We start from the raw sequence: 20,525 nt of genomic DNA on the forward strand, positions 1-20,525 counted from the left end.
TCTCCTTGGGTGCCTTGTGCGAGGAAGGGAAGGGAAGGAAGGAAAAGGGAAGGGGGAGGGTGGTCAGAGGACCTTGGAGAGGAAGGCGCGGGTGCGTTCCTGCTGTGGGTCGTCCAGGACGGCCGCGGGCGGCCCCTGTTCCACGACGACTCCGCCGTCCATGAACACCACGGTGTCGGCGACCTCGCGGGCGAAGCCGATCTCATGGGTCACGACGATCATGGTGGTTCCGGTGCGAGCCAGGTCCTTGATGACGTCGAGGACCTCGCCGACCAGTTCGGGGTCGAGCGCCGAGGTGGGCTCGTCGAAGAGCAGCACCTTCGGTTCGAGGGCGAGCGCGCGGGCGATGGCCACGCGCTGCTGCTGCCCGCCGGACAGCTGCCGCGGGTAGGCGTCGGCCCTGTCGGCGAGGCCGACCCGGTCCAGCAGCCGGCGGGCCGTCTCCTCCGCCTCCCGACGCGGCCGGCGCAGCGCGGAGACCGGGGCCTCGACCAGGTTCTCCAGCACGGTCAGGTGCGGGAAGAGGTTGAAGTTCTGGAAGACGAACCCGATGTGGGTGCGCTGCTTCAGTACGTCCTTCTCCTTCAGCTCGTGCAGCTTTCCCGCCCGTCGCCCACCACCGCCCTCAGCCGAGGCCCTTCGGGCCGCCCTTCTGTCCTCCGAGCGGCGGTAGCCGATGAGTTCGCCGTCGATGCTGATCCAGCCGCGGCTGACCTTCTCCAGGTGGTTGATGGTGCGCAGCAGCGTGGACTTCCCGGAGCCGGAGGGGCCGAGGATCACGGTGACCTCGCCGGCGCGGACCTGGAGGTCCACTCCGCGCAGCACCTCCAGCGGGCCGAAGCTCTTGTGGACGCCGTGGACGTCCACCATCACCTCACTCGTCTCACTCATCGGCTGTCTCCCAGGGGCAGGGGCTTGCGGGGTACGACGGGTTCGGTGCGCCGGGCCGCCGCCGCGCGCAGGTCGCGCAGGAAGCGGCGGGCGCGCTGGAACGGAGTGGGCGGCGGTGTGCGGTTGGCGCCCCGGGCGTAGCGGCGTTCCACGTAGTACTGGGCGGCCGACAGCAGCGAGGTGAGGACGACGTACCAGGCGGTGGCGACCAGCAGCAGCGGGATGACCCGGCCGTTGCGGCCGTAGATGACCTGGACCTGGTAGAAGAGCTCGCCGATGGCCATCACGTAGACCACCGAGGTGCCCTTGAGCAGACCGATGATCTCGTTGCCGGCCGTGGGCAGGATGGCGCGCATGGCCTGGGGCAGCACGATCCGGCGGATCTGCCGCAGCCGGGGGATGCCCAGCGCCGCGGCGGCCTCCAGCTGCCCGTGGTCGACGGAGACGACGCCGCCGCGGACGATCTCGGCGGCGTAGGCGGCCTGGTGCAGGGTCAGGCCGATGACGGCCGCGCCGATGGTGCCGAGGAGGCTGTTGCTGTCGACGGACCAGAACACCGGCCCGAAGGGGATGCCGACGCCCAGCTCCTCGTAGAGCGCGCTCAGGTTGAACCAGAACACCAGCTGGACGATCATCGGGATGGACCGGAAGATCCAGATGTAGGTCCAGGCGACGGTCTGCAGCACCGGGCTGCGCGACAGCCGCATGAAGGCCAGCACGGTGCCGAGGAGGAAGCCGAGCACGGTGGCGTAGGCGGTGAGCTGGAGGGTGACCCACACCGCCTCGACGATGGTCTCGGACAGGACGTAGTCGCGGAAGACGCCCCACTCCCAGACCGGGTTGGTGGCCAGGCCGTGCGCGAACTGGGCGACCAGCACGACCACGGCGACGGCCGCCGCCCACCGGGCGTAGTGGCGGGCGGGGACGACCCTGAGGGAGGCCGGGTCCGGATCGTGCGGGGCGGGCGGGGGTTCGGGGCCGGTGCCCGAGGAGGTGGCGCCGGGCGGTGCGGCGTCGGTGGTGGATGTCATCGTGGTGTTCCTGCTCAGGTCTTATCTGTGCTCGGGCGGGTTGATCCGCGACGTCTCGATCGCGGAGGCGGAGGTGCCCCACTTCTCGAGGATCCGGGCGTAGGTGCCGTCCTCGATCAGCTCGTTGACGGCGGCCTGGAAGGCCTTGGTGAGCGGGGAGCCCTTCTTGAAGGCGAAGCCGACGTCGAGACGGTGGTACTCGCCGAGGAAGGCGGTCCCGGAGGCGGGCTGGGACGCCTGGTGACGGAGGCCGTTGATCGTCGACATGATCACGTCGATGCGGCCCTGCTGGAGCGCGGTGAGCGTCGCCGCGTTCTCCGAGTAGACCTTCACGTCGTACGGTTTCTCGCCGGCCTCGGCGCACACGCCCTTCTGCGCTTCGAGGGTGGTCTCGAAGGTGGTGCCGGCGCCGGTGCCGACGGTCAGCCCGCACAGCTGGGTGAGGTCGGTGACCTTCTTGAGCGCGGTGTCGCCCTTCTTCACCGCGAAGCCCTGGCCGTCGTTGATGTAGGTGACGAAGTCGATGGTCTTCAGGCGTTCGGTGGTGACGCCGAAGTTGCCGGTGCCGACGTCGTACTTGCCGCTGCCGAGGGCGGGCAGGATCGTCTCGAAGGAGGCGTCCTGCCGCTCCAGCCTCACGCCGAGGACCTTGGCCACCGCGTCGGCGAGGTCGATGTCCTGGCCCTCGGGCGCCTTGTCCGAACCGTTCGGGTAGTAGGCCCCGGGCGGGAAACCGACCGAGCTGCCGACCCGCAGCGTGCCCTCCTCGCGTACGTCGGCGGGGAGCAGGGCGGCGACGGAGTCCACCTTGTGGACGGCGGCGACCGGGTCGTCGGTCGGCGCGGGAGAGGCCTGGGCGCCCGCCGCCGCCGTCGCGCCGGTGTCGCCGGAGCCGCAGGCGGTCAGGGCGAGGAGCGGCAGCAGAGCGAGGGCGGCGGGGCGCAGGCGGGATCCGATCCTGGGGAGGTTCACGGGGTGGTGGCCTTTCCTGTGCTGATGCTGAGGTGTTTCTCGAACGCCAGCGGGCCGATGGTCTCCGGGTCGGCGGTCGTGTCGAACAGCGGTGTGTACCCGGTGGCCAGGTACAGGCCGCGGGCCTCGGGCTGGCGTGGCCCGGTGGTCAGGTGGATCCGCCGGTAGCCGCGGGCGCCCGCCTCGCGTTCCAGTTCGGCGATCACCCGGCGGGCGAGGCCGCGGCGGCGGCCGGTGGAGTGCGTCCAGATCCTCTTCAGTTCGGCCGTGGTCGCGTCGTAACGGCGGAAGGCACCGCCCGCGACGGGTGCGCCGCGCTCCAGCAGCAGGAGCAGCAGACCGCCGTACGGTTCGGTGAACTCCTCGTCGGGGTAGCGGGCGAGTTCGGCATGGGCGTCCTTGCCGTACCTCGTCGAGTACTCGTGGCCCAGCTCGTGCAGCAGGGGTCTGACGCGCGGGTCGGAGGGCGGGACGTGGACGACCGTCAGTTCGGGGGCGGACGTCATCCGTGCACCGCCGCGAAGGCCCGCGTTCCGCGCGCGGCCCGCTCGGCGTCGCGCTTGGCGACCTCCTCGCGGACGATCGGGATGACGTACCGGCCGAAGTCGATGGCGTCGCCGAGCAGGTCGTAGCCGCGGGCGGAGAGGATGTCGACGCCGAGGTCGTAGTAGTCGAGGAGCGCCTGGGCGACCGTCTCGGGGGTGCCCACCAGGGCGTTGGAGTTGCCGGCGCCGCCGGTCGCGGCGGCGGTCGGGGTCCACAGGGCGCGGTCGTAGCGTTCCCCCGCCTCCGCGATGGCGATCAGCCGCTGGGAGCCGGTGTTCTCGGGGGCGCCGCTGCGGTGGTGCCCTACGAGGCCGGCCTCGCGCCGTTCGCGGATGGCACCGACCGTGCGGTGGGCCTTCTCCCAGGCCAGTTCCTCGGTCGGGGCGATGATCGGGCGGAACGCCACCTGGATGCGCGGGACGTCGGTGCGGCCCGCGGCCTTCGCGGCGGCCTTGACGTGCTCGATCTGCTCGGCGGTCTTCGCGAGGGGCTCGCCCCACAGGCAGTAGATGTCGGCCTCGGCGCCCCCGGCGGCGTACGCGGCGGGTGACGAACCGCCGAACGAGACGTCCGGGCGGGGCTGCTGGACGGGGAAGACGTCGCTGACGAAGTCGTGGAAGCGGTAGTGCTCGCCCTCGTGGTCGAAGGGCTCGCGGGTGGTCCAGATCTTCTTGACGATCCGGATGTACTCGCGGGTGCGGGCGTAGCGCTCGTCCTTGGTGAGGGTGTCGCCCTCGCGGCCCTGCTCGTGGTCGTTGCCGCCGGTGATGAAGTGCACGGTCAGCCGCCCCTCGCTGATCTGGTCGAGGGTGGCGAACGTCTTGGCGGCGAAGGTGGGGCAGGAGACGTTGGGCCGGTGGGCCAGCAGGATCTGCAGGCGCTCCAGCCGGCTCGCGATGTACGCGGCCGCCGGCGCGGGATCCGGCGACCCCGACCCGTAGGCGAACAGCACGCGGTCCCAGCCGTGGTCCTCGTGCGCCCGGGCGAGCCGGAGCGTGTACTCCTTGTCGAAGGCGGCGCCGGAGCGCGGGGTGGTTTCGGATCCGTCGTTGGTGGCGGCGATGCCGAGGAAATCCACTGGCATGGGAGTGGCCTTTCGGAGCCTCTTGGAGGAGACCGCACGCGGACACGGCAGGAAGGCCGTGCGCCGCGGCCTGGAGACGGGAGTGACTGCTCGTCAGAAGGACGAGTCGGTGCGGGTGTGACGACGCCGGGCGTCGGGAGATGCGGTGCTGCGGCAGCGCGCACGAAGAGAGAACTCGGCCCGCGACGGGTACGGGCTCACCGAGGGAGGGAAGGGCCGATCAGACGGCCCGCTGCCGAGTCAGGCGCAACACGCGGCGGACCACACCCGACCGAAGTCGATGTGATCGCGCGAGACCAAGCGCTGCTGGGCGTTCATGCGACCAATTGAGCAGGACGTCACGCTCTCCGTCAAGCGGCGCCCGGATGCCGGACCGCCTGGGCCGATCCTCTACCGCCCCCTGTCCCCGCCGTGTTGACACGTCCGCGCCGTGCCCGCATACGATCGACGGCGGACCGGCTCCGCCCCGCGCGGCAGCCCTTCCGGCCGCGTTGAGGGACGCGGCGATCGTGACGACGCCGGCCCCGGCCGCACCGTAGTCGTAGGGAGACCTGCGCAGCCCTCGTGTCGCTGCGTTCCCCCACGAGTGCCACCGGGTGGTCATTCACATCTGCCGTCCCTCTCCCCCGGAGTGCCTCCCATGACCACGCCTTCTGACGTCGATGTAGCCCTTGCCTCCACAGACTCAGCGAACCCGGTCGGCCCGGTGGACACATCGCGGGCGTACGGCGCCCCCGGTCCCGACCTGCCGCGGATCGTGCCGCGCCGGCACCCCGGTCGCTGGGCGACCGCCGCCGCCGCGCTGCTGGTCCTCGCGATGGTGCTCAACTCCGTGATCCGCAACGAAGCCTTCCAATGGGACGTGGTGGGCCGGTACTTCACCACCGCCGCCGTGCTCGACGGACTGCTGCTGACCCTGTGGCTGACCGGCGTCGTCATGGTGCTCGGCTTTCTGCTCGGCACGGTGCTGGCGGTGATGCGGCTGTCCGCCAACCCGGTGCTGCGCACGCTGAGCTGGGGCTACGTGTGGGTCTTCCGGTCCACTCCGCTGCTGGTGCAGCTGCTGTTCTGGTTCAACATCGGCGCCCTGTACCCGACGCTCGGCCTCGGCATCCCGTTCGGCCCGCAGTTCGTCACCGTCGAGACGGTGAACCTGCTCGGCCCCACCCTCACCGCCGTCATCGGCCTGACCCTGCACGAGACCGCCTACGCGGCCGAGGTGGTGCGCGGCGGCATCCTCTCCGTCGACCCCGGTCAGACCGAGGCCGCCCAGGCACTCGGTCTGAGCAGGCGCCGCACCCTGCGCCGGATCGTCGTCCCCCAGGCGATGCGCTCCATCGTGCCGACCGCCGGGAACATGCTGATCGGCACCCTCAAGGGCACCAGCATCGTCAGCGTGCTGGCGGTGCACGACCTGCTGTACTCGGTGCAGCTGATCTACAACCAGACCTACCAGATCATCCCCCTGCTGATGGTCGCCACCCTGTGGTACATCGCGGTCACCAGCGTGCTCAGCACGGGCCAGTACTACGTCGAGCGGTACTACGCGCGCGGCGACTCCCGCGCGCTGCCGCCCACTCCGCTGCGGCGGCTGCGCGGTCGTCTGGCCGCCGCACGCGCCCGGCTGCGTGCGGCGACAGCCGCCGACGTCCGCCCGGTGACCGGTCGCGACCGGTGACCCGCGTGCTCGGGTGACGGGTCCGGAGACACCTTCCCCACTTTTCCTACCGAATTACTAGGGAAGCCTTGACGGCATCGAACAAGGATGCGCAGGATGATGCACATGTCCCGTACGCAGCAACGACTCGTTCGTCGTCGGCATGTCGACTTCGGTCACGTCGTCAGCGCCGCCTGCTGTCGCGCGTAAGGCACCTGACCCACACGGTCACCCGTGCCGCCCCGCTCCTGCTCGCCCAGGCGATCAAGCGCTCACGCCGACCCACCCCAGAGGGACAACCACCGCCATGACCACGGCACTTCCGGCCCAGGCCGCCCCACACGATCCGCCGCTCCCCGACACGCGCCACCTGCGCCTGGTGGGCGACACCGCGCACAGCGGCGCCGGAGCAGACACGTCCGCGCCGCTCGTCGGCTACCTCCTGCTCGTCCCCGCGGGCACCGACCCCGCCGAGCTCTTCGCCGAGGACAGGCCACGGCCCGAGATCCGGCCGTTCACCCCCGCCGCCTCGGTCCCCGCCCCGTGGGTGGGAGACGATGCCGTCCGCCTCGATCCCGAGCGCCGTGTCGCCGAGCTGGACGGACGCGAACTCGACCTCACGTACCTGGAGTTCGAGCTGCTGGCGCATCTCGTCCGGTATCCCCACCACGTGCATGCGCGCGATCGGCTGGTGGCCGCCGTCTGGGGCTACGACCACATCGGCGACGGCCGCACCGTGGATGTCCACATCGCCCGCCTGCGCCGCAAGCTGGGCAAGGCTCACCGGCACCGGATCGTCACCGTACGGCGGGTGGGGTACAGGTACGTGCCCGACCAGCAGGAAAACCCCCGCACCGGCCCTTGCCGCCGACCCTGAGGAGACCACCGCCATGGCCGTTGCCACCGCGCCGTCCGGCCCCGCCGCGGAATCCGACCGGACCGGGCCCGGCCGTGCGCACTGGCTGCGCGTGGCCCGCGAGGCGGCGGACGATCTGGCCACCGACGCGGTGGCCAGGGAACAGGCCGGCAAGGCCCCGTTCGACGAGGTGTCCAGGCTGCGCGAGGCGGGACTGCTCACGCTCCTGACACCGGCCGCGTCCGACGGAGGCGGTGCGGACTGGCCCACGGCCTACGCCGTTGTCCGGGAGATCGCCGCGGCGGACGGCGCGATCGGCCAGCTGCTCGGCTGTCACTACTTCCTGTCGTGGAGCGCCCGGTTCCTCGCCGGGCCCGAGTCCGTCCTCGCCGCGCGGATCGAGCAGCGGTCCGCGGCGGAGCAGTGGTGCTGGGGTGGTGGCATCGCCCGTCAGGAACCGCCGCTGACGCTGGCCAGGACAGCCGGTGGCCAGGTGCTCGACGGCCGGCAGAGCTACGCCACCGGGGTCATGGTCGCCGACCGCCTCGTCGTACGGGCCGTGCGGGCCGGCACCGGCGAACCGCTCGCCGTCGTCGTGGATCCCGCCCGTCACGGTGTGCGGACCGACGGCGACGCCGACACCTTCGGCCAGCGGCTCGCGGCGGGCGGGAGCGTGGAGTTCGACGCCGTGCCGGTCGACGCCGACGACATACTCGGCTCCCTGTCCGCGGACGAGGACGTGCTGTCACCCCTGACCGCCCTGGCGGCCCCGGTCGGGCGCCTCGTCTCCGTCCAGCTGCTGCTCGGCCTGGCCGAGGGCGTGCTCGCCGAAGCCCGTGAGTACAGCAGGACGGGTCACACGCCCTGGCATCCCGCCTGGCCGGTCGGCGCTCCCCACGACCCGCATGTGCTGGCCTCCTACGGCGAACTCACCGTCCTGACCCGCTCCGCGTCCGCCCTCACCGGCCAGGCCATGGACGCCGTGCGCGACGGGCTGGCCCGCGGCGAGGACCTCACCTACGACGAGTACGCGGACATCTCCGTCCAGGTGGCCATGGCCGAAGCGGCCGCCTCCAGGGCCGCGCAGGAGTCCACCGCCCGCGCCCTCGACACCATCGGCGCCCGCGCCGCCTCCGCACGGCTGGGCTTCGACCGCTTCTGGCGCAACGCCCGGACCCACACCCTGTACGAGCCCGTCGCCCACCGGCTCCGCGACGTCGGGGACTACTTCCTCAACGGCGCCCACCCTCCGTTCGTCCTGCCCGCCTGACCGGGGACGATGACCGAATACCGGCATATGAGATGACCGTATCCAGCATGTGAACACCCCCTTGGGGTGCACGCCACCTTCTGCCACGATCCCTAGCAACCAGGTAGGAAAACTAGGGATCCGAGGGGTGGCCATGAGAACGCTCGACCGCGCGGACCGGCCGTTCACCCTCCTGACCTCACGTCGGCACATCGACCTCGGCCGTACGTCCAGCGCCATCTGTCGGCCCGTCTGAGACCGTCCGCAGGACATCCTTCGGCCGGGAGCGCCACTCGCGCCTCCCCGCCACCGCGGAACACTCCGCATCACCGCGACGCCTCACCGCGCATCACCGCGTACCACCGCGTACCTCACCGCCCGGACCCGCGACAGCATTCCCGCCGCCGGGGCCGGCGAGTGGCGGAGGCGGTGTGATGCCCATGGGTTCGCGCCTCACGCTCTCCGCATCTCCCTGATCGGCCCATTCCCTGAGAGGACACCTCCGTGTCTGCCGCAAGACCGCGCACCACCCTGCGCACCATCGCCGTCCTGGCCGCGCTCCCCCTCCTGCTGACCGCTTGCGGTTACGGTTCCGAATCCACCGACGACGGCAAGCAGGCCGAGGTCGCGGCGGACGCCGAGAAGCTCTCCGCCGACGAGGTGAAGATCGGCTACTTCCCGAACCTGACGCACGCCACCGCTCTGGTGGGCGTCCAGGAGGGCCTGCTCCAGAAGGAGCTCGGCGGCACCGAGATCAAGGCGTCGACCTTCAACGCCGGCCCCTCCGAGATCGAGGCGCTCAACTCCGGCTCCCTGGACATCGGCTGGATCGGTCCCTCCCCCTCCATCAACGGCTACACCAAGGCGGCCGGGAAGAATCTGCGCATCATCGCGGGTTCGGCCTCGGGCGGCGTGAAGCTCGTCGTCGACCCCGACAAGATCAAGTCCCTGAAGGACGTCAAGGGCAAGAAGATCGCCACACCGCAGCTCGGCAACACCCAGGACGTCGCCCTGCTCAACTGGATCGCCGAACAGGGCTGGCAGGTCGACGCGGAGAGCGGCAGCGGCGATGTCTCCGTGGTCCGCACCGACAACAAGATCACGCCGGACGCCTACAAGTCCGGTTCGATCGACGGTGCCTGGGTGCCGGAGCCGACCGCGTCCAAGCTGGTCGCCGAGGGCGCGAAGGTGCTGCTCGACGAGGCCGACCTGTGGCCCGACAAGAAGTTCGTGATCACGAACATCATCGTGTCGCAGAAGTTCCTCAAGGAGCACCCGGACGTCGTCGAGGCCGTGCTGCGCGGTTCGGTGAAGACCAACGAGTGGATCAACGCCAACCCGGACGAGGCCAAGACCTCGGCCAACGAAGCGCTGAAGGAGCTGTCGGGCAAGGCCCTGCCCGCCGACGTCATCGACCCGGCCTGGAAGTCGATCACCTTCCTGGACGACCCGCTGGCCGCCACCCTCGACAGCCAGGCGGAGCACGCGGTGAAGGCCGGACTGCTGGAGAAGCCCGACCTCAAGGGCATCTACGACCTCGCGCCGCTGAACAAGGTCCTCAAGGCCGAGGGCAAGGACGAGGTCGACGACGCCGGTCTCGGCGCCGAGTGACGAGACCGCACCCGACGAGTCCCCAGGAGATGACGACCATGGCCACTGAGACGGCCACGACCGCCGAGGTCGCCGGAAACACCGAGGACACCCCGGCGGTGACGTACGCCGCCCGTGTCGAGCACGTCTCGAAGTCCTTCCCGGCACCCGGCACGTCCGGCGGGCAGCAGCTCGTACTGGACGACATCACACTCGATGTCGCACCCGGCGAGTTCGTCACCCTCCTGGGGGCCTCGGGCTGCGGCAAGTCCACCCTGCTCAACCTGGTCGCGGGACTGGACCGGCCGACCGCCGGCTCGATCGGCACGGACGGCCGGCCCGCCCTGATGTTCCAGGAGCACGCGCTGTTCCCGTGGCTCACCGCGGGCAAGAACGTCGAACTCGCCCTGAGACTGCGCGGGGTGGCCAAGGCGGAGCGCCGGCAGGAGGCGGAACGGCTGCTGGACCTCGTACGCCTCCAGGGCGCGTACGGCAAGCGGGTGCACGAACTGTCGGGCGGTATGCGGCAGCGCGTCGCCCTGGCCCGGGCGCTGGCCCAGGAGAGCCGGCTGCTGCTGATGGACGAGCCGTTCGCCGCGCTGGACGCGATCACACGGGACGTGCTGCACGACGAACTGACCCGCATCTGGCGGGAGACGGGGCTGTCGGTGCTGTTCGTGACGCACAACGTGCGCGAGGCGGTCCGGCTGGCCCAGCGCGTCGTCCTGCTGTCCTCGCGCCCGGGCCGCATCGCCCGGCAGTGGACGGTCGGCCTGCCACATCCGCGTCGCCTCGAGGACACCGCGGTCGCCGAGCTGTCCGTAGAGATCACCGAAGAACTGCGTGGGGAGATCCGCCGCCATGGCCGGCACTGACAACGGCGTCGACGTCGAGACCGGCATCAAGTCCGGCATCACCGGGGACAGCGCCCCTGCGGTCGCGAAGCCACAGGATGCGAACGACCTGGCGGGGCTGGAGGCAGGGCTCGACGCACTGGACTCGGTGCACGTCGCCCGTACGTCCCTGCGCGAGACCCTGCTCCGCAAGACACTGCCGCCCGTCATCGCCGTCGCGCTGGTGCTGGTGCTGTGGCAACTGCTGGTGTGGGCCGAGGTCGCCCCCGAGTACAAGCTGGCCTCACCGTCCGACGTGTGGGGCGAGGCGCGCGAGGCCTGGTTCCAGGGGACGCTGCTCGACTACATCTGGACGTCCGTCTCCCGCGGTCTGCTCGGCTTCCTGATGGCGCTGGCCATCGGTACGCCGCTCGGCCTGCTGGTGGCCCGGGTGGGGTTCGTCCGGGCGGCCATCGGCCCGATCCTGTCCGGCCTCCAGTCCCTGCCGTCGGTGGCCTGGGTGCCGCCCGCCGTGATCTGGCTGGGCCTGAACGACTCCATGATGTACGCCGTGATCCTGCTCGGAGCGGTCCCGTCCGTCGCCAACGGCCTCGTCGCGGGCATCGACCAGATCCCGCCGCTGTTCCTGCGCGCGGGGCGCACACTGGGCGCGACCGGGCTGCGCGAGGCCTGGCACATCGTGATGCCGGGAGCGCTGCCCGGTTATCTGGCGGGGCTGAAGCAGGGCTGGGCGTTCTCCTGGCGGTCGCTGATGGCCGCCGAGATCATCGCCTCCTCGCCCGATCTCGGCGTCGGCCTCGGCCAGTTGCTGGAGAACGGGCGCAACAACAGCAGCATGGCGCAGGTGTTCCTGGCCATCCTCCTGATCCTGCTCGTCGGGATCGCCATCGACCTGCTGATCTTCAGCCCGCTGGAGCGGCGGGTGCTGCGCGGCCGGGGCCTGCTGGTGACCCGCTGAACGCACGGGACGGAGCGCGAGAGCACCGCCCCGCAAGGGGCGCTGCCGGGCCCGCCCCGAGGACTCCGCCGCCGAACGGACCGCCGCCCTCTCCGCCGCGCTCCCCTCCCTCTGGTACGCACGCCGGGCCGGCAGTGCCGCCCGTGCCATGTTCCCGCGGCTCGTCCGGCTCACCGACCCGGACGCCGCCGGCGACGCCTGCCCCTCACCGGCCGCGGCGGGAGAGTGGCTCGCCGCCGAACTCCCGATCCGGTGACCGCCACCCTGACCGCACCGAGCGCGGAGTTCCCGAAGCCGCCTGGCTGCTGGCCGAAGCCCTGCGCGGCCACTGCCTCGCCCGCCGGAACACCTCGCGGCGGACCGCCACGGCCACCGCCGGCCTCGCCGCCGCCGAAGCGGCCGGTGACCCGCGGGCCCAGGCCATCTGCCGGCTCAGCCTCGCGCTCGCCCTGGCGGCACGGGCCGGCCGGCAGCGCTGCCATGCCTCCGCGCTCACCGGGCGGCCGGACCGCTGTCAGCCGGCTCCGGCAGGCCCTGGAACCGCACCGGGCAGGCGGCCGGGACCGCGGCCGGGCCGCCGCCCTGATCGTGAGAACCGACCGAGGCCCGAGAACTCGGTCTCGGCCAGGCGCCGGATGGCGCAGACGACCGCCTCGGTCCACGGGCCGTCCGCTCCGTTGCCCCTGGGGACACCGGACCGCGCCGTCGTGCAGCACCGATGGCAGGAGGAGAGGCCGGGCAGAGCCGACTGGCGGGAATGCCCGCACAGCCTGTACTCCCCCGCTTGTCGAGATCGACCGGCGCGCCGACGACGCAGGCGTCGGGGAATGCCTCGAGACCATCCGGGGGGAAGGCGGCTCCCCCTCCACGCCGTGGGTGCGGAGGGCTTCCGACGCGTCGGCCCTGGCTCGTTCGTCCACGAGCGTCAGCGGGCCGAGGTGGTACCGGCCGACCTCGACGGCCACGTGGTGGCCGGCATGGTGGTGAAGGGGCATGACACGGCGGGGCGCCGGAACCGTCGGCCGGGCGAGCCTAAGGTACGAGAAGCACCACGCCTGCCCGGGAGAACCTGTGCCCCGTAACCGCGAACGACGTACCGCCCGTGCCTTCGAAGCCATCGAGCCCCCGAGCGGCGCCGAGACGGTCCTGGGTGTCATCGCAGTGACGGCGCTGGTGGTGATCCTGGGTGCCCTCTCCGGGTCCGCGGTGTGGCTGCTCGGACTCCTGGTCTTCCTGCCGGGCACGGCCTCAGCACTGTGCACGGTGCGCCAGACGGCATTCGTCGCGGTGTGGACCACGCTCGTGGTCACCGCCACGGTGCTGGCCGGACACCGTGCCGGGCAACGGTGGCTCGACAGCGTCGTGATGATGCTGCTCACCCTTGCCCTGGGAGCGACCTCCGTGTACGCCTGCCACCGGCGTCTGAGGCGCGAGCACGACCTGCTCCGGCTGCGCTCCACGGCCGTCGTCATGCAACGGCACATCCTTCGCCCGCTGCCGATCCGCACCGCCGGCGTGCGAGTGGACGGCGTCTACGAGCCCGTGCAGGAGGACCGGCTCGTGGGCGGTGACGTCTACGACGCCGTCGAGACGCTCTGGGGTACGCGGCTGCTCATCGGCGACGTCCAGGGCAAGGGGCTCGCCGCGGTCGGCACCGCGTTCGCCGTCATCGGGGCGTTCCGCGAGGCCGCCCACCGCGAGCCCACGCTGACCGCGCTCGTCGCCGCCATGGACTCGTCGGTCGTCCTGCACAACCAGTACGCGGAACGGACCGGCCAGGACGAGCGGTTCGTCACGGCCCTCGTCGTCGCCGTCGACGACGGGGGCGGGGCCGAGGCGGTGAACTGCGGACACGTGCCGCCCTACCTGCTGCACGACGGCGCGGTCACCACACCGGTGCTCGAGTCCGGCGTCCCGCTGGGCCTTGCCGCGCTCACCGACGAGCCGGCCGCCGTCAGCCGGTTCCCCTTTCCCCCCGGTGCGACGCTGCTGCTGACCACGGACGGCATCACCGAGACACGCGCGCCCGACGGCACCTTCTACCCGCTGGAGGAACGCCTGGCCGGCCGGCCCCCGGCTCCGCTCGGCCGCACACCACGAGCACTGTACGAGGACGCCCGCGCATTCGCCGAGGACGACGGTCAGCACGACGACATCGCGATCCTCACCGTCCGGCGCACGGCCGGCGGGTGATTCCCAGGCGGGTCGGGGCGTACGCGGCCACCGGGCTCCGTTTCCAGCCCCGATTCCGGTCCCGCCTCCGCCCTCGGTCCCAGCCTCGCGTCGCCCTCGCGTCCGCGCCTCCGGTTCGCGTCCTCGCGGGCGCGCAGGCCGGCCCGTGTGCCAGCTTGCGGCGAACACAACAGTCGCTGCCTCGAGCAACCATCAAGGCGGAGGCGTGAACGGCACGGCTCCCGCGAGGACATGGGCACCCGGCGCGCCGCCATGGCGACTTCTCGCGGGAAGCGGCGCCGAGGAGGGACGAGCCCGCCTCACCGTGCCCGGGGAACCAGGACACGCCGAGGCGGGCTCGCGGTGCGGCACCGTGCGGGGCGGCGATGTGATGCCGCACCGGGTCCGGTCAGGCGTCGGGCAGGACGCCGGTGCGTGCCAGCTCGGAGTACCAGCGGGCACTGGCCTTGGGGATCCGCGTGCCGGTCGGGTAGTCCACGTAGACGGCGCCGAAGCGCTTGCTGTAGCCGTGTCCCCACTCGAAGTTGTCCAGCAGCGACCACAGGAAGTACCCGCGTACGTCCGCTCCGTCCGCGACGGCCTGGTGGACGGCGGCCAGGTGGCCGCGCAGGTAGGCGATGCGGGCGGGGTCGTTGACCTCGCCGGAGGGGTTGACGTAGTCGTCGGAGGCGGTGCCGTTCTCGGTGATGGCCAGGGGCAGCCCGGGGAAGTCGGACGCGAGCCGCCGCAGCAGGTCGTACAGGCCGGTCGGGTCGACGGCCCAGCCCTTCATCGGGGTGGTGTCGCCCGGGGGCTGGTGGAAGGCGACCTCGTCGGCGGCCGGCCACGGGCTGTGGGCGCTGTTGCCGTGCCCGTCCGAGGAGTGGCTGCCGCTGCCGTCGGCCCGGGAGACGAGGGTGGGCGTGTAGTAGTTGACGCCGAGGAGGTCCAGCGGCTGGTGGATCAGCTCCAGGTCGCCGTCCTTGACGTACGACCAGTCGGTCAGCGCGGCGGTGTCCTTGAGGAGGTCCTCCGGGTAGGCGCCGCGCAGCATCGGCCCGGTGAAGACCCGGTTGGCCAGCGCGTCGATACGGCGGGCGGCGTCGACGTCGGCGTCGCTGCCGGTGAGCGGGCGCACCTGGTGGAAGTTGAGGCTGACCAGGCACCGGGCGTCCTTGGGGATACGGTCGCGCAGCGCCCGGACGGCCAGGCCGTGGCCCAGGTTGAGGTGGTGGGCGGCGCGCAGGGCGGCGACCGGGTCGGTGCGGCCGGGGGCGTGCACGCCGGAGCCGTAGCCGAGGAAGGCGCTGCACCAGGGCTCGTTGAGGGTGGTCCAGGTCTTCACCCGGTCACCGAGGGCGTCGGCGGCCAGGGCCGCGTACTCGGCGAACCGCTCGGCGGTGACGCGCTCCGGCCAGCCGCCGGCGTCCTCCAGGTCCTGCGGCAGGTCCCAGTGGTAGAGGGTGGCGACGGGCTGGATGTTCCTCTCCAGCAGCTCGTCGACGAGCCGCCGGTAGAAGTCCAGCCCCTTCTGCACGGCGGGACCGCGTCCGGTGGGCTGGATACGCGGCCAGGCGAGGGAGAAGCGGTAGGCGCCGATGCCGAGGTCGGCCATGAGGGCCACGTCCTCGCGCCAGCGGTGGTAGTGATCGGTGGCGATGTCGCCGGTGTCGCCGTTGCGGACCCGGCCGGGGGTGCGGGCATAGGTGTCCCAGATGGACGGCGTACGGCCGTCCTCCGCGACGGCTCCCTCGATCTGGTACGCGGCGGTCGAGAAGCCCCAGAGGAAACCTTCGGGGAAGGTGCGGGAGGCGTCCGGGGCGGACGCGGTCTGCTGCTGTGCTGCGGTGACCACGTGGATCCTTCCGAGTCGGGGTGGGACGGCACTTCCGGGTCGAGCCGGTGCGGCGGGTCAGCCCTTGACGGCGCCCGCCATGATGCCGCTGACGATCTGGCGGCCGAAGACGACGAACATCACCAGCAGCGGCAGCGTGCCGAGGAGCGCGCCCGCCATGATCAGGGACTGGTCGCGGATGTAGCCGGCGCTGAGCTGGGTGAGGGCGACGGGGACCGTCGGGTTGGTCATGTCGAGCACCACGAACGGCCAGAAGAAGTCGTTCCACGCGTGCACGAACGTGATCATGAAGATGACCGCCATCGCGGGGCGCGCCACGGGCAGCACGATGCTCCAGAAGATGCGCAGTGAGTGCGCGCCGTCCATGCGGCCGGCCTCGACCAGTTCGTCCGGCAGCGCCTCAGACAGGTACTGCCGCATGAAGAAGACGCCGACCGCGCTCACCAGGGTGGGGAAGATGACGGCGGGCAGCTCCTGCGACCAGCCCAGCTCGGACATCATCATGAACAGCGGTACGACGCCGAGCTGCGGCGGCACCATCATGGTGCCGATCACCAGCATGAGCAGTACGTTGCGGCCCTTGAAGCGCAGCTTGGCGAAGGCAAACCCGGCCAGCGTGGCGAACATGACGGTGGACAGGGCGATGACACCGGCCACGATCGTGCTGTTGATCATTGCCTTGCCCATCGCCGCCTCGTCCCAGGCGCGGGCGAGGTTGCTGAAGAGGTTCGGGCCGGGCAGGAACGGCGGCGGCGTCTGGCTGACGCGGGTGTTGTCGGTCGAGGCCGCCACCATCGTCCAGTACAGCGGGAAGATCGACAGGATCGCCGTGATCGCGAGCAGGACGTAGGCGAGCGGGCCCGCGTGGTGCTGGCGGCCGGCGCCCTGACTCAGCATCCGGCGGCCGCCGCGGGCGAAGGGCGTCTTCGAGGCGGTCTTCTTCGAGGCGGTCCCGGCCGGCGCGTCCGTCCGGACCGGGAGGCTTTCTGTGGTCATGGAGACTCCTGGTCGGGACCGGTCAGGACGTACGGGAGCGCAGGCGCTTGATCAGGCGCTGCGCCACGAAGACGAGGACGAGCAGCAGGAACATCGCCCAGGCGACGGTCGCCGAGCGGCCCATCTGGTAGTTCTTCCAGCCCTCCTCGTACAGCAGCAGGCCCAGCGTCTGGTACTGGTTGTCCGCGCCGCCCGTCACACCGTTGGGCCCCTGCCCGAAGATCAGCGGCTCACCGAACAGCTGGGTGGCGCCGATGGTGGAGAGCACGATGGTGAAGACGATGGTGGAGCGGATGCCCGGCACGGTGACGTGCGTGAACTGCTTCCAGCGGGAGGCGCCGTCGATGGCGGCGGCCTCGTACCGGTCGGCGGGCACGGCCTGCATCGCGGCCAGGTAGAGCAGCGCGTTGTAGCCGGTCCAGCGCCAGATGACGATGGTCGAGATGGCGAGCTGGGCGGGCCACTTGTCGGCCTCCCAGTCCACCGGGTCGATACCGACCAGACCGAGCCCCCAGTTGATCATGCCGAAGTCGCGCTCGAAGATCATGGTGAACACGAGGGCGGCGGCGCCGACCGAGGTGGCGTACGGCACGAGCGAGGCGACGCGGAAGAAGAGCGAGCCGCGCATCCGGTAGTTGAGCAGATGGGCGAGGCCGAGCGCCATCAGCAGCTGCGGCACCGTGGAGATGATGCCGATCGTGATGGTGTTGCCGAGCGCGTTCCAGAACCGGGAGTCGTTCCACAGCTCGATGTAGTTGTCGAGCGCCACCCACTCCATGACGTCGAGGGTGGCCAGTTCCACCCGGTGCAGGGAGATCCAGGAGGTGTAGAGGAGCGGGTAGAAGCTGAACGCGGCGAACACGACGAAGAACGGCGCGACGAACGCGTACGGCGCGCCCTTGACGTCGAGCCGGTGCAGCAGCGCGCCGCGCCGCCGGCCCGTGCCGTCGCCGCCCGGCGTACGGGACGGTCCGCGCCGGCCCGCGCCGCCGGCCTGGGCCTTGGTGGTGGAGGTGGCCACCGGACTTCCTTCCTGAAGAGCTGAGGTGTGAGCCGGTTCCGGGGCCCGGGCCGGCCCGCGACGTGCGGCGGGCGGGCCCGGGCGGCCGGCGGGGCGACGGGTCAGCGGACCGCCTTCTTGATGCGCTCCCCGGTGGTCTTCCATGCCTCGTCACGCGAGGTTCCCTGCTCGACCAGGGCCAGGCCCTGGGAGATGGTGTCCTTGATCGTGCCGTCCTTGCGGCCGAGGATCTGGTTGTCCGGGATCTCCTGGGCGGCCTCGCCGAAGATCTGGCCGGTCGGGGCGTTGTTGAAGTACTCGTCCGTGACCTTCTTGACCTCGGGCAGTTCCAAGGCCTTCTGCGAGGAGGGAACGCTGCCCTGCTGCTGGAAGATGTGCGCCTGCTGCTCGGGCGCGGTCAGCCAGGCGACGAGCTTCTTGGCCTCCTCCTTCACCGGGCTCTGCTCGACCACACCGAGGAAGGAACCGCCCCAGTTGGCGCCCTTGGGGGCCTTGGCGATGTCCCACTTGCCCTTGTTCGGCTCGCCGGCCTTCTCCCTGATGTGGCCGAGCATCCAGGCCGGGCAGACGGCCGTGGCGAACGTGCCGTTGGCCAGGCCCGGGTCCCAGCCCGGCTGGAACTGGCGGAGCTTGGCGGACAGATCGTCCTCGGCGGCGTCCGCGGCGAGGTTCCAGGCCTCCTTGACGGCCGGGTTGGTGTCGTAGATCAGGTCGCCCTCGGCGTTGTAGTACTGCTCGGGGTAGCCGAAGACCATGGCGTTGAACAGGCCGCTGGCCGCGTCCATGAAGGCCACGTCACCGCCCTTGAAGTTCTCCTTGAAGGTGCGGCCCACCTCGACGTACTTCTTCCAGTCCCCCGCCCACAGCTTGGCGACCTCCTCGCGGTCGGTGGGCAGTCCGGCCTTCTCGAAGTAGTCCCTGCGGTAGCAGACGGCCATCGGACCGATGTCGGTGCCGAGACCCAGCACCTTGCCGTCCTTCGTGGTGATCTGGCCCTGCTTCCACGGCAGGAAGTGGTCGGCGCCCTTCACATCGGAGAAGTCCACGAACTTGTCGGCCTGGGTCTCGACGATCTCCTTGGCGCGGCCGATCTCGATGCCCTGGATGTCCTTCAGGCCCTTGCCCGCGGCCAGCCTGGTCTGCAGGGCCGGGTAGTAGGTCTGCTCGTCGCCGGCCACCTCGACCTTGACGTCGACGTTCGGGTTCTCCTTCTCGTACTTCTCGAAGAGGCCCGTCTCCTTGAAGCCCATCACCCCGTACAGGCCCACCGTGATGGTGACCTTGCCGTCCTTCTTGCCGCCGCCCGTCACCGATTCGTCGCTGCCGCCGCACCCGGCGACGAGCGCGAGCGCACCCGCGGCCGCGACGACCGCGGCCGCTCTCCTGCGTGATGACCTGTGAAGCATGCTCATGTCTTCCTCCAAGCGGCGGCGCTGACGCACCGGAAGGGCGAGGTGTGCGAGGGCGATGGCGGACACGACAGGTGATGGGAACGTGCCCACTGAAGGGTGCGCACGGGCCCAGCGAACCGGTGGGAACGTTCCCACCGGCGGTTGGAAGACTCGTGGCAGCGAACGGCTATGTCAATGACTTGGAGACGATTAGGTGCCGGACCGGGCATCCGGCGTTCGTTTAGTGACCCCGGCGGGGCGGTGCCGCCGCCGGGGCGTCTGCCAGAATTGCCGCTGGTCACGTCCGCGGCCGGTGCGGCCGCGGTTGCCGGCGGGAGGGACACATGACAGGGAACGGCCAACCCACGATCAAAACGGTCGCCGCCCGCGCCGGGGTGGGGCGGACCACGGTGTCCCGCGTCATCAACGGCTCGGACCTCGTCAGCGCCGATGCCCGCGCGCGTGTGCTCGCGGCGATCAGGGAGCTGAACTACGTGCCCAACTCCGTGGCGCGCGGCCTGAAGACCAGCCGTACCGACGCGGTGGCCCTGGTGATCCCCGAGTCCGAGAGCCGGCTCGGCTCGGAGCCGTTCTTCGCCGCCCTGATCCGAGGCGTGAGCGGTGCGCTCGCCGAGACGCGGACCCAGCTGCAGCTGACGCTCGTGCGCGACCGGTTCGAGCGGGACCAGCTGGCCGCGACGGTGGCGACCCGCCGGGTGGACGGTGTGCTGCTGGTCTCGGTGCACGAGCGTGACCAGCTGCCCGGGATGCTGGAGGAGATGGGGCTGCCCACCGTGCTGGCCGGCCGCCGCGACGAGCGGGAGCAGCTCAGCTACGTCAACTCCGACAACGCCGGGGGCGCCGCCGCGGCCGTCCGGCACCTGCTGGACCGGGGCCGCCGCCGCATCGCCACCATCACGGGGGCGCTCGACATGGACGTCGGCCGGAGCCGGCTCGCCGGCTGGCGCGACGGCCACCGCGCGGCCGGACTGCGACCCGACGAATCCCTGGTCGAGGCCGGGGACTTCACCGAGGAGGGGGGCCGCCGGGCAATGCGTTCGCTACTTGAACGCGCACCGGAACTGGACGCCGTCTTCGCCGCCTCCGACCTCATGGCCGTCGGCGCCCTGACCGAACTGCGTCGCCAGCAGCGGCAGGTGCCGGACGATGTCGCCGTCGTCGGATTCGAGGACTCCATTCTCGCCCGCCACACCAACCCGCCACTGACCACGGTACGTCAGCCGGTGGAGGAACTGGGCCGGACGATGACCCGGATACTGATCAACATCACCCAGCACGGCGCGGACCGGCAGCAGGTGACGCTGCCGACGGAACTGGTGGTGCGCGAGTCGTCGTAACGGGTGGAGCACCTCACCACCGAGCCGGTCACATCCCACGCACG

Annotated in this window: 18 protein-coding genes; 9 read left to right on the top strand and 9 right to left on the bottom strand. The window is 71.1% G+C overall.

Annotated elements, in window-relative coordinates; genetic code table 11:
- Positions 1-63: 63 nt before the first annotated feature.
- Genes IE242_RS10765 through IE242_RS10785 form a run of 5 tightly spaced genes read right to left on the bottom strand, consistent with a single transcriptional unit; the run spans position 64 to position 4,524 of the window.
- Positions 64-891: an amino acid ABC transporter ATP-binding protein gene (locus IE242_RS10765; RefSeq protein WP_271208696.1), complete on the bottom strand. Its 828-nt coding sequence runs from the start codon at positions 889-891 to the stop codon at positions 64-66.
- The gene (locus tag IE242_RS10770) at positions 888-1,922 is read right to left on the bottom strand and encodes an amino acid ABC transporter permease (RefSeq protein ID WP_189857820.1); all 1,035 of its coding nucleotides are present in this window, start codon (positions 1,920-1,922) and stop codon (positions 888-890) included. Before IE242_RS10770 ends, IE242_RS10765 begins: the two co-directional genes overlap by 4 nt.
- Before the next feature lie 21 nt (positions 1,923-1,943).
- On the bottom strand, positions 1,944-2,894 hold the full coding sequence (locus IE242_RS10775; protein ID WP_189857822.1) for an ABC transporter substrate-binding protein: 951 nt from the start codon (positions 2,892-2,894) through the stop codon (positions 1,944-1,946).
- Positions 2,891-3,400, bottom strand: a complete 510-nt coding sequence (locus tag IE242_RS10780) for a GNAT family N-acetyltransferase (protein ID WP_189857824.1) — start codon at positions 3,398-3,400, stop codon at positions 2,891-2,893. Before IE242_RS10780 ends, IE242_RS10775 begins: the two co-directional genes overlap by 4 nt.
- Entirely contained in the window at positions 3,397-4,524 is a 1,128-nt protein-coding gene (locus tag IE242_RS10785) for an LLM class flavin-dependent oxidoreductase (protein WP_189857826.1), read from the bottom strand. The genes IE242_RS10780 and IE242_RS10785 overlap by 4 nt, the downstream gene beginning before the upstream one ends.
- Before the next feature lie 640 nt (positions 4,525-5,164).
- On the opposite strand from IE242_RS10785, the gene IE242_RS10790 reads away from it, so the two are divergent.
- From IE242_RS10790 to IE242_RS10820, 8 genes are all read left to right on the top strand, one after another.
- The gene (locus tag IE242_RS10790) at positions 5,165-6,202 is read left to right on the top strand and encodes an amino acid ABC transporter permease (RefSeq protein WP_189857828.1); all 1,038 of its coding nucleotides are present in this window, start codon (positions 5,165-5,167) and stop codon (positions 6,200-6,202) included.
- 286 nt (positions 6,203-6,488) lie between these two features.
- Complete coding sequence (locus IE242_RS10795) at positions 6,489-7,058, top strand: winged helix-turn-helix domain-containing protein (RefSeq protein ID WP_189857830.1); 570 nt, start codon at positions 6,489-6,491, stop codon at positions 7,056-7,058.
- A 13-nt stretch (positions 7,059-7,071) separates the two neighbouring features.
- Complete coding sequence (locus IE242_RS10800) at positions 7,072-8,307, top strand: acyl-CoA dehydrogenase family protein (protein WP_189857833.1); 1,236 nt, start codon at positions 7,072-7,074, stop codon at positions 8,305-8,307.
- 133 nt (positions 8,308-8,440) lie between these two features.
- Positions 8,441-8,542, top strand: a complete 102-nt coding sequence (locus IE242_RS39155) for a putative leader peptide (RefSeq protein WP_373299500.1) — start codon at positions 8,441-8,443, stop codon at positions 8,540-8,542.
- Positions 8,543-8,790: 248 nt separating this feature from the next.
- Complete coding sequence (locus IE242_RS10805) at positions 8,791-9,897, top strand: ABC transporter substrate-binding protein (protein WP_189857835.1); 1,107 nt, start codon at positions 8,791-8,793, stop codon at positions 9,895-9,897.
- 29 nt (positions 9,898-9,926) lie between these two features.
- Positions 9,927-10,751 carry an ABC transporter ATP-binding protein gene (locus tag IE242_RS10810; protein ID WP_189857837.1) on the top strand — a complete coding sequence of 275 codons (825 nt, stop codon included), beginning with the start codon at positions 9,927-9,929 and terminating at the stop codon, positions 10,749-10,751.
- Positions 10,738-11,688 carry an ABC transporter permease gene (locus IE242_RS10815; RefSeq protein ID WP_189857839.1) on the top strand — a complete coding sequence of 317 codons (951 nt, stop codon included), beginning with the start codon at positions 10,738-10,740 and terminating at the stop codon, positions 11,686-11,688. Before IE242_RS10810 ends, IE242_RS10815 begins: the two co-directional genes overlap by 14 nt.
- 1,071 nt (positions 11,689-12,759) lie before the next feature.
- Positions 12,760-13,881: a PP2C family protein-serine/threonine phosphatase gene (locus IE242_RS10820; protein ID WP_229858742.1), complete on the top strand. Its 1,122-nt coding sequence runs from the start codon at positions 12,760-12,762 to the stop codon at positions 13,879-13,881.
- A 388-nt stretch (positions 13,882-14,269) separates the two neighbouring features.
- On the opposite strand, the gene IE242_RS10825 is transcribed toward IE242_RS10820, so the two are convergent.
- The 4 genes from IE242_RS10825 to IE242_RS10840 form a co-directional block, all read right to left on the bottom strand.
- The gene (locus IE242_RS10825) at positions 14,270-15,715 is read right to left on the bottom strand and encodes a GH1 family beta-glucosidase (protein WP_189857843.1); all 1,446 of its coding nucleotides are present in this window, start codon (positions 15,713-15,715) and stop codon (positions 14,270-14,272) included.
- 57 nt (positions 15,716-15,772) lie between these two features.
- Positions 15,773-16,711: a carbohydrate ABC transporter permease gene (locus IE242_RS10830; protein WP_189857845.1), complete on the bottom strand. Its 939-nt coding sequence runs from the start codon at positions 16,709-16,711 to the stop codon at positions 15,773-15,775.
- 22 nt (positions 16,712-16,733) lie between these two features.
- Positions 16,734-17,732, bottom strand: a complete 999-nt coding sequence (locus tag IE242_RS10835) for a carbohydrate ABC transporter permease (protein WP_189857847.1) — start codon at positions 17,730-17,732, stop codon at positions 16,734-16,736.
- Positions 17,733-17,833: 101 nt separating this feature from the next.
- The gene (locus IE242_RS10840) at positions 17,834-19,144 is read right to left on the bottom strand and encodes an ABC transporter substrate-binding protein (protein ID WP_189857849.1); all 1,311 of its coding nucleotides are present in this window, start codon (positions 19,142-19,144) and stop codon (positions 17,834-17,836) included.
- Positions 19,145-19,467: 323 nt separating this feature from the next.
- On the opposite strand from IE242_RS10840, the gene IE242_RS10845 reads away from it, so the two are divergent.
- The gene (locus IE242_RS10845; RefSeq protein ID WP_189857851.1) at positions 19,468-20,481 is read left to right on the top strand and encodes a LacI family DNA-binding transcriptional regulator; all 1,014 of its coding nucleotides are present in this window, start codon (positions 19,468-19,470) and stop codon (positions 20,479-20,481) included.
- Positions 20,482-20,525: the final 44 nt, after the last annotated feature.

The organism is Streptomyces poonensis, assembly GCF_014650915.1.
GTDB lineage: Bacteria > Actinomycetota > Actinomycetes > Streptomycetales > Streptomycetaceae > Streptomyces > Streptomyces poonensis.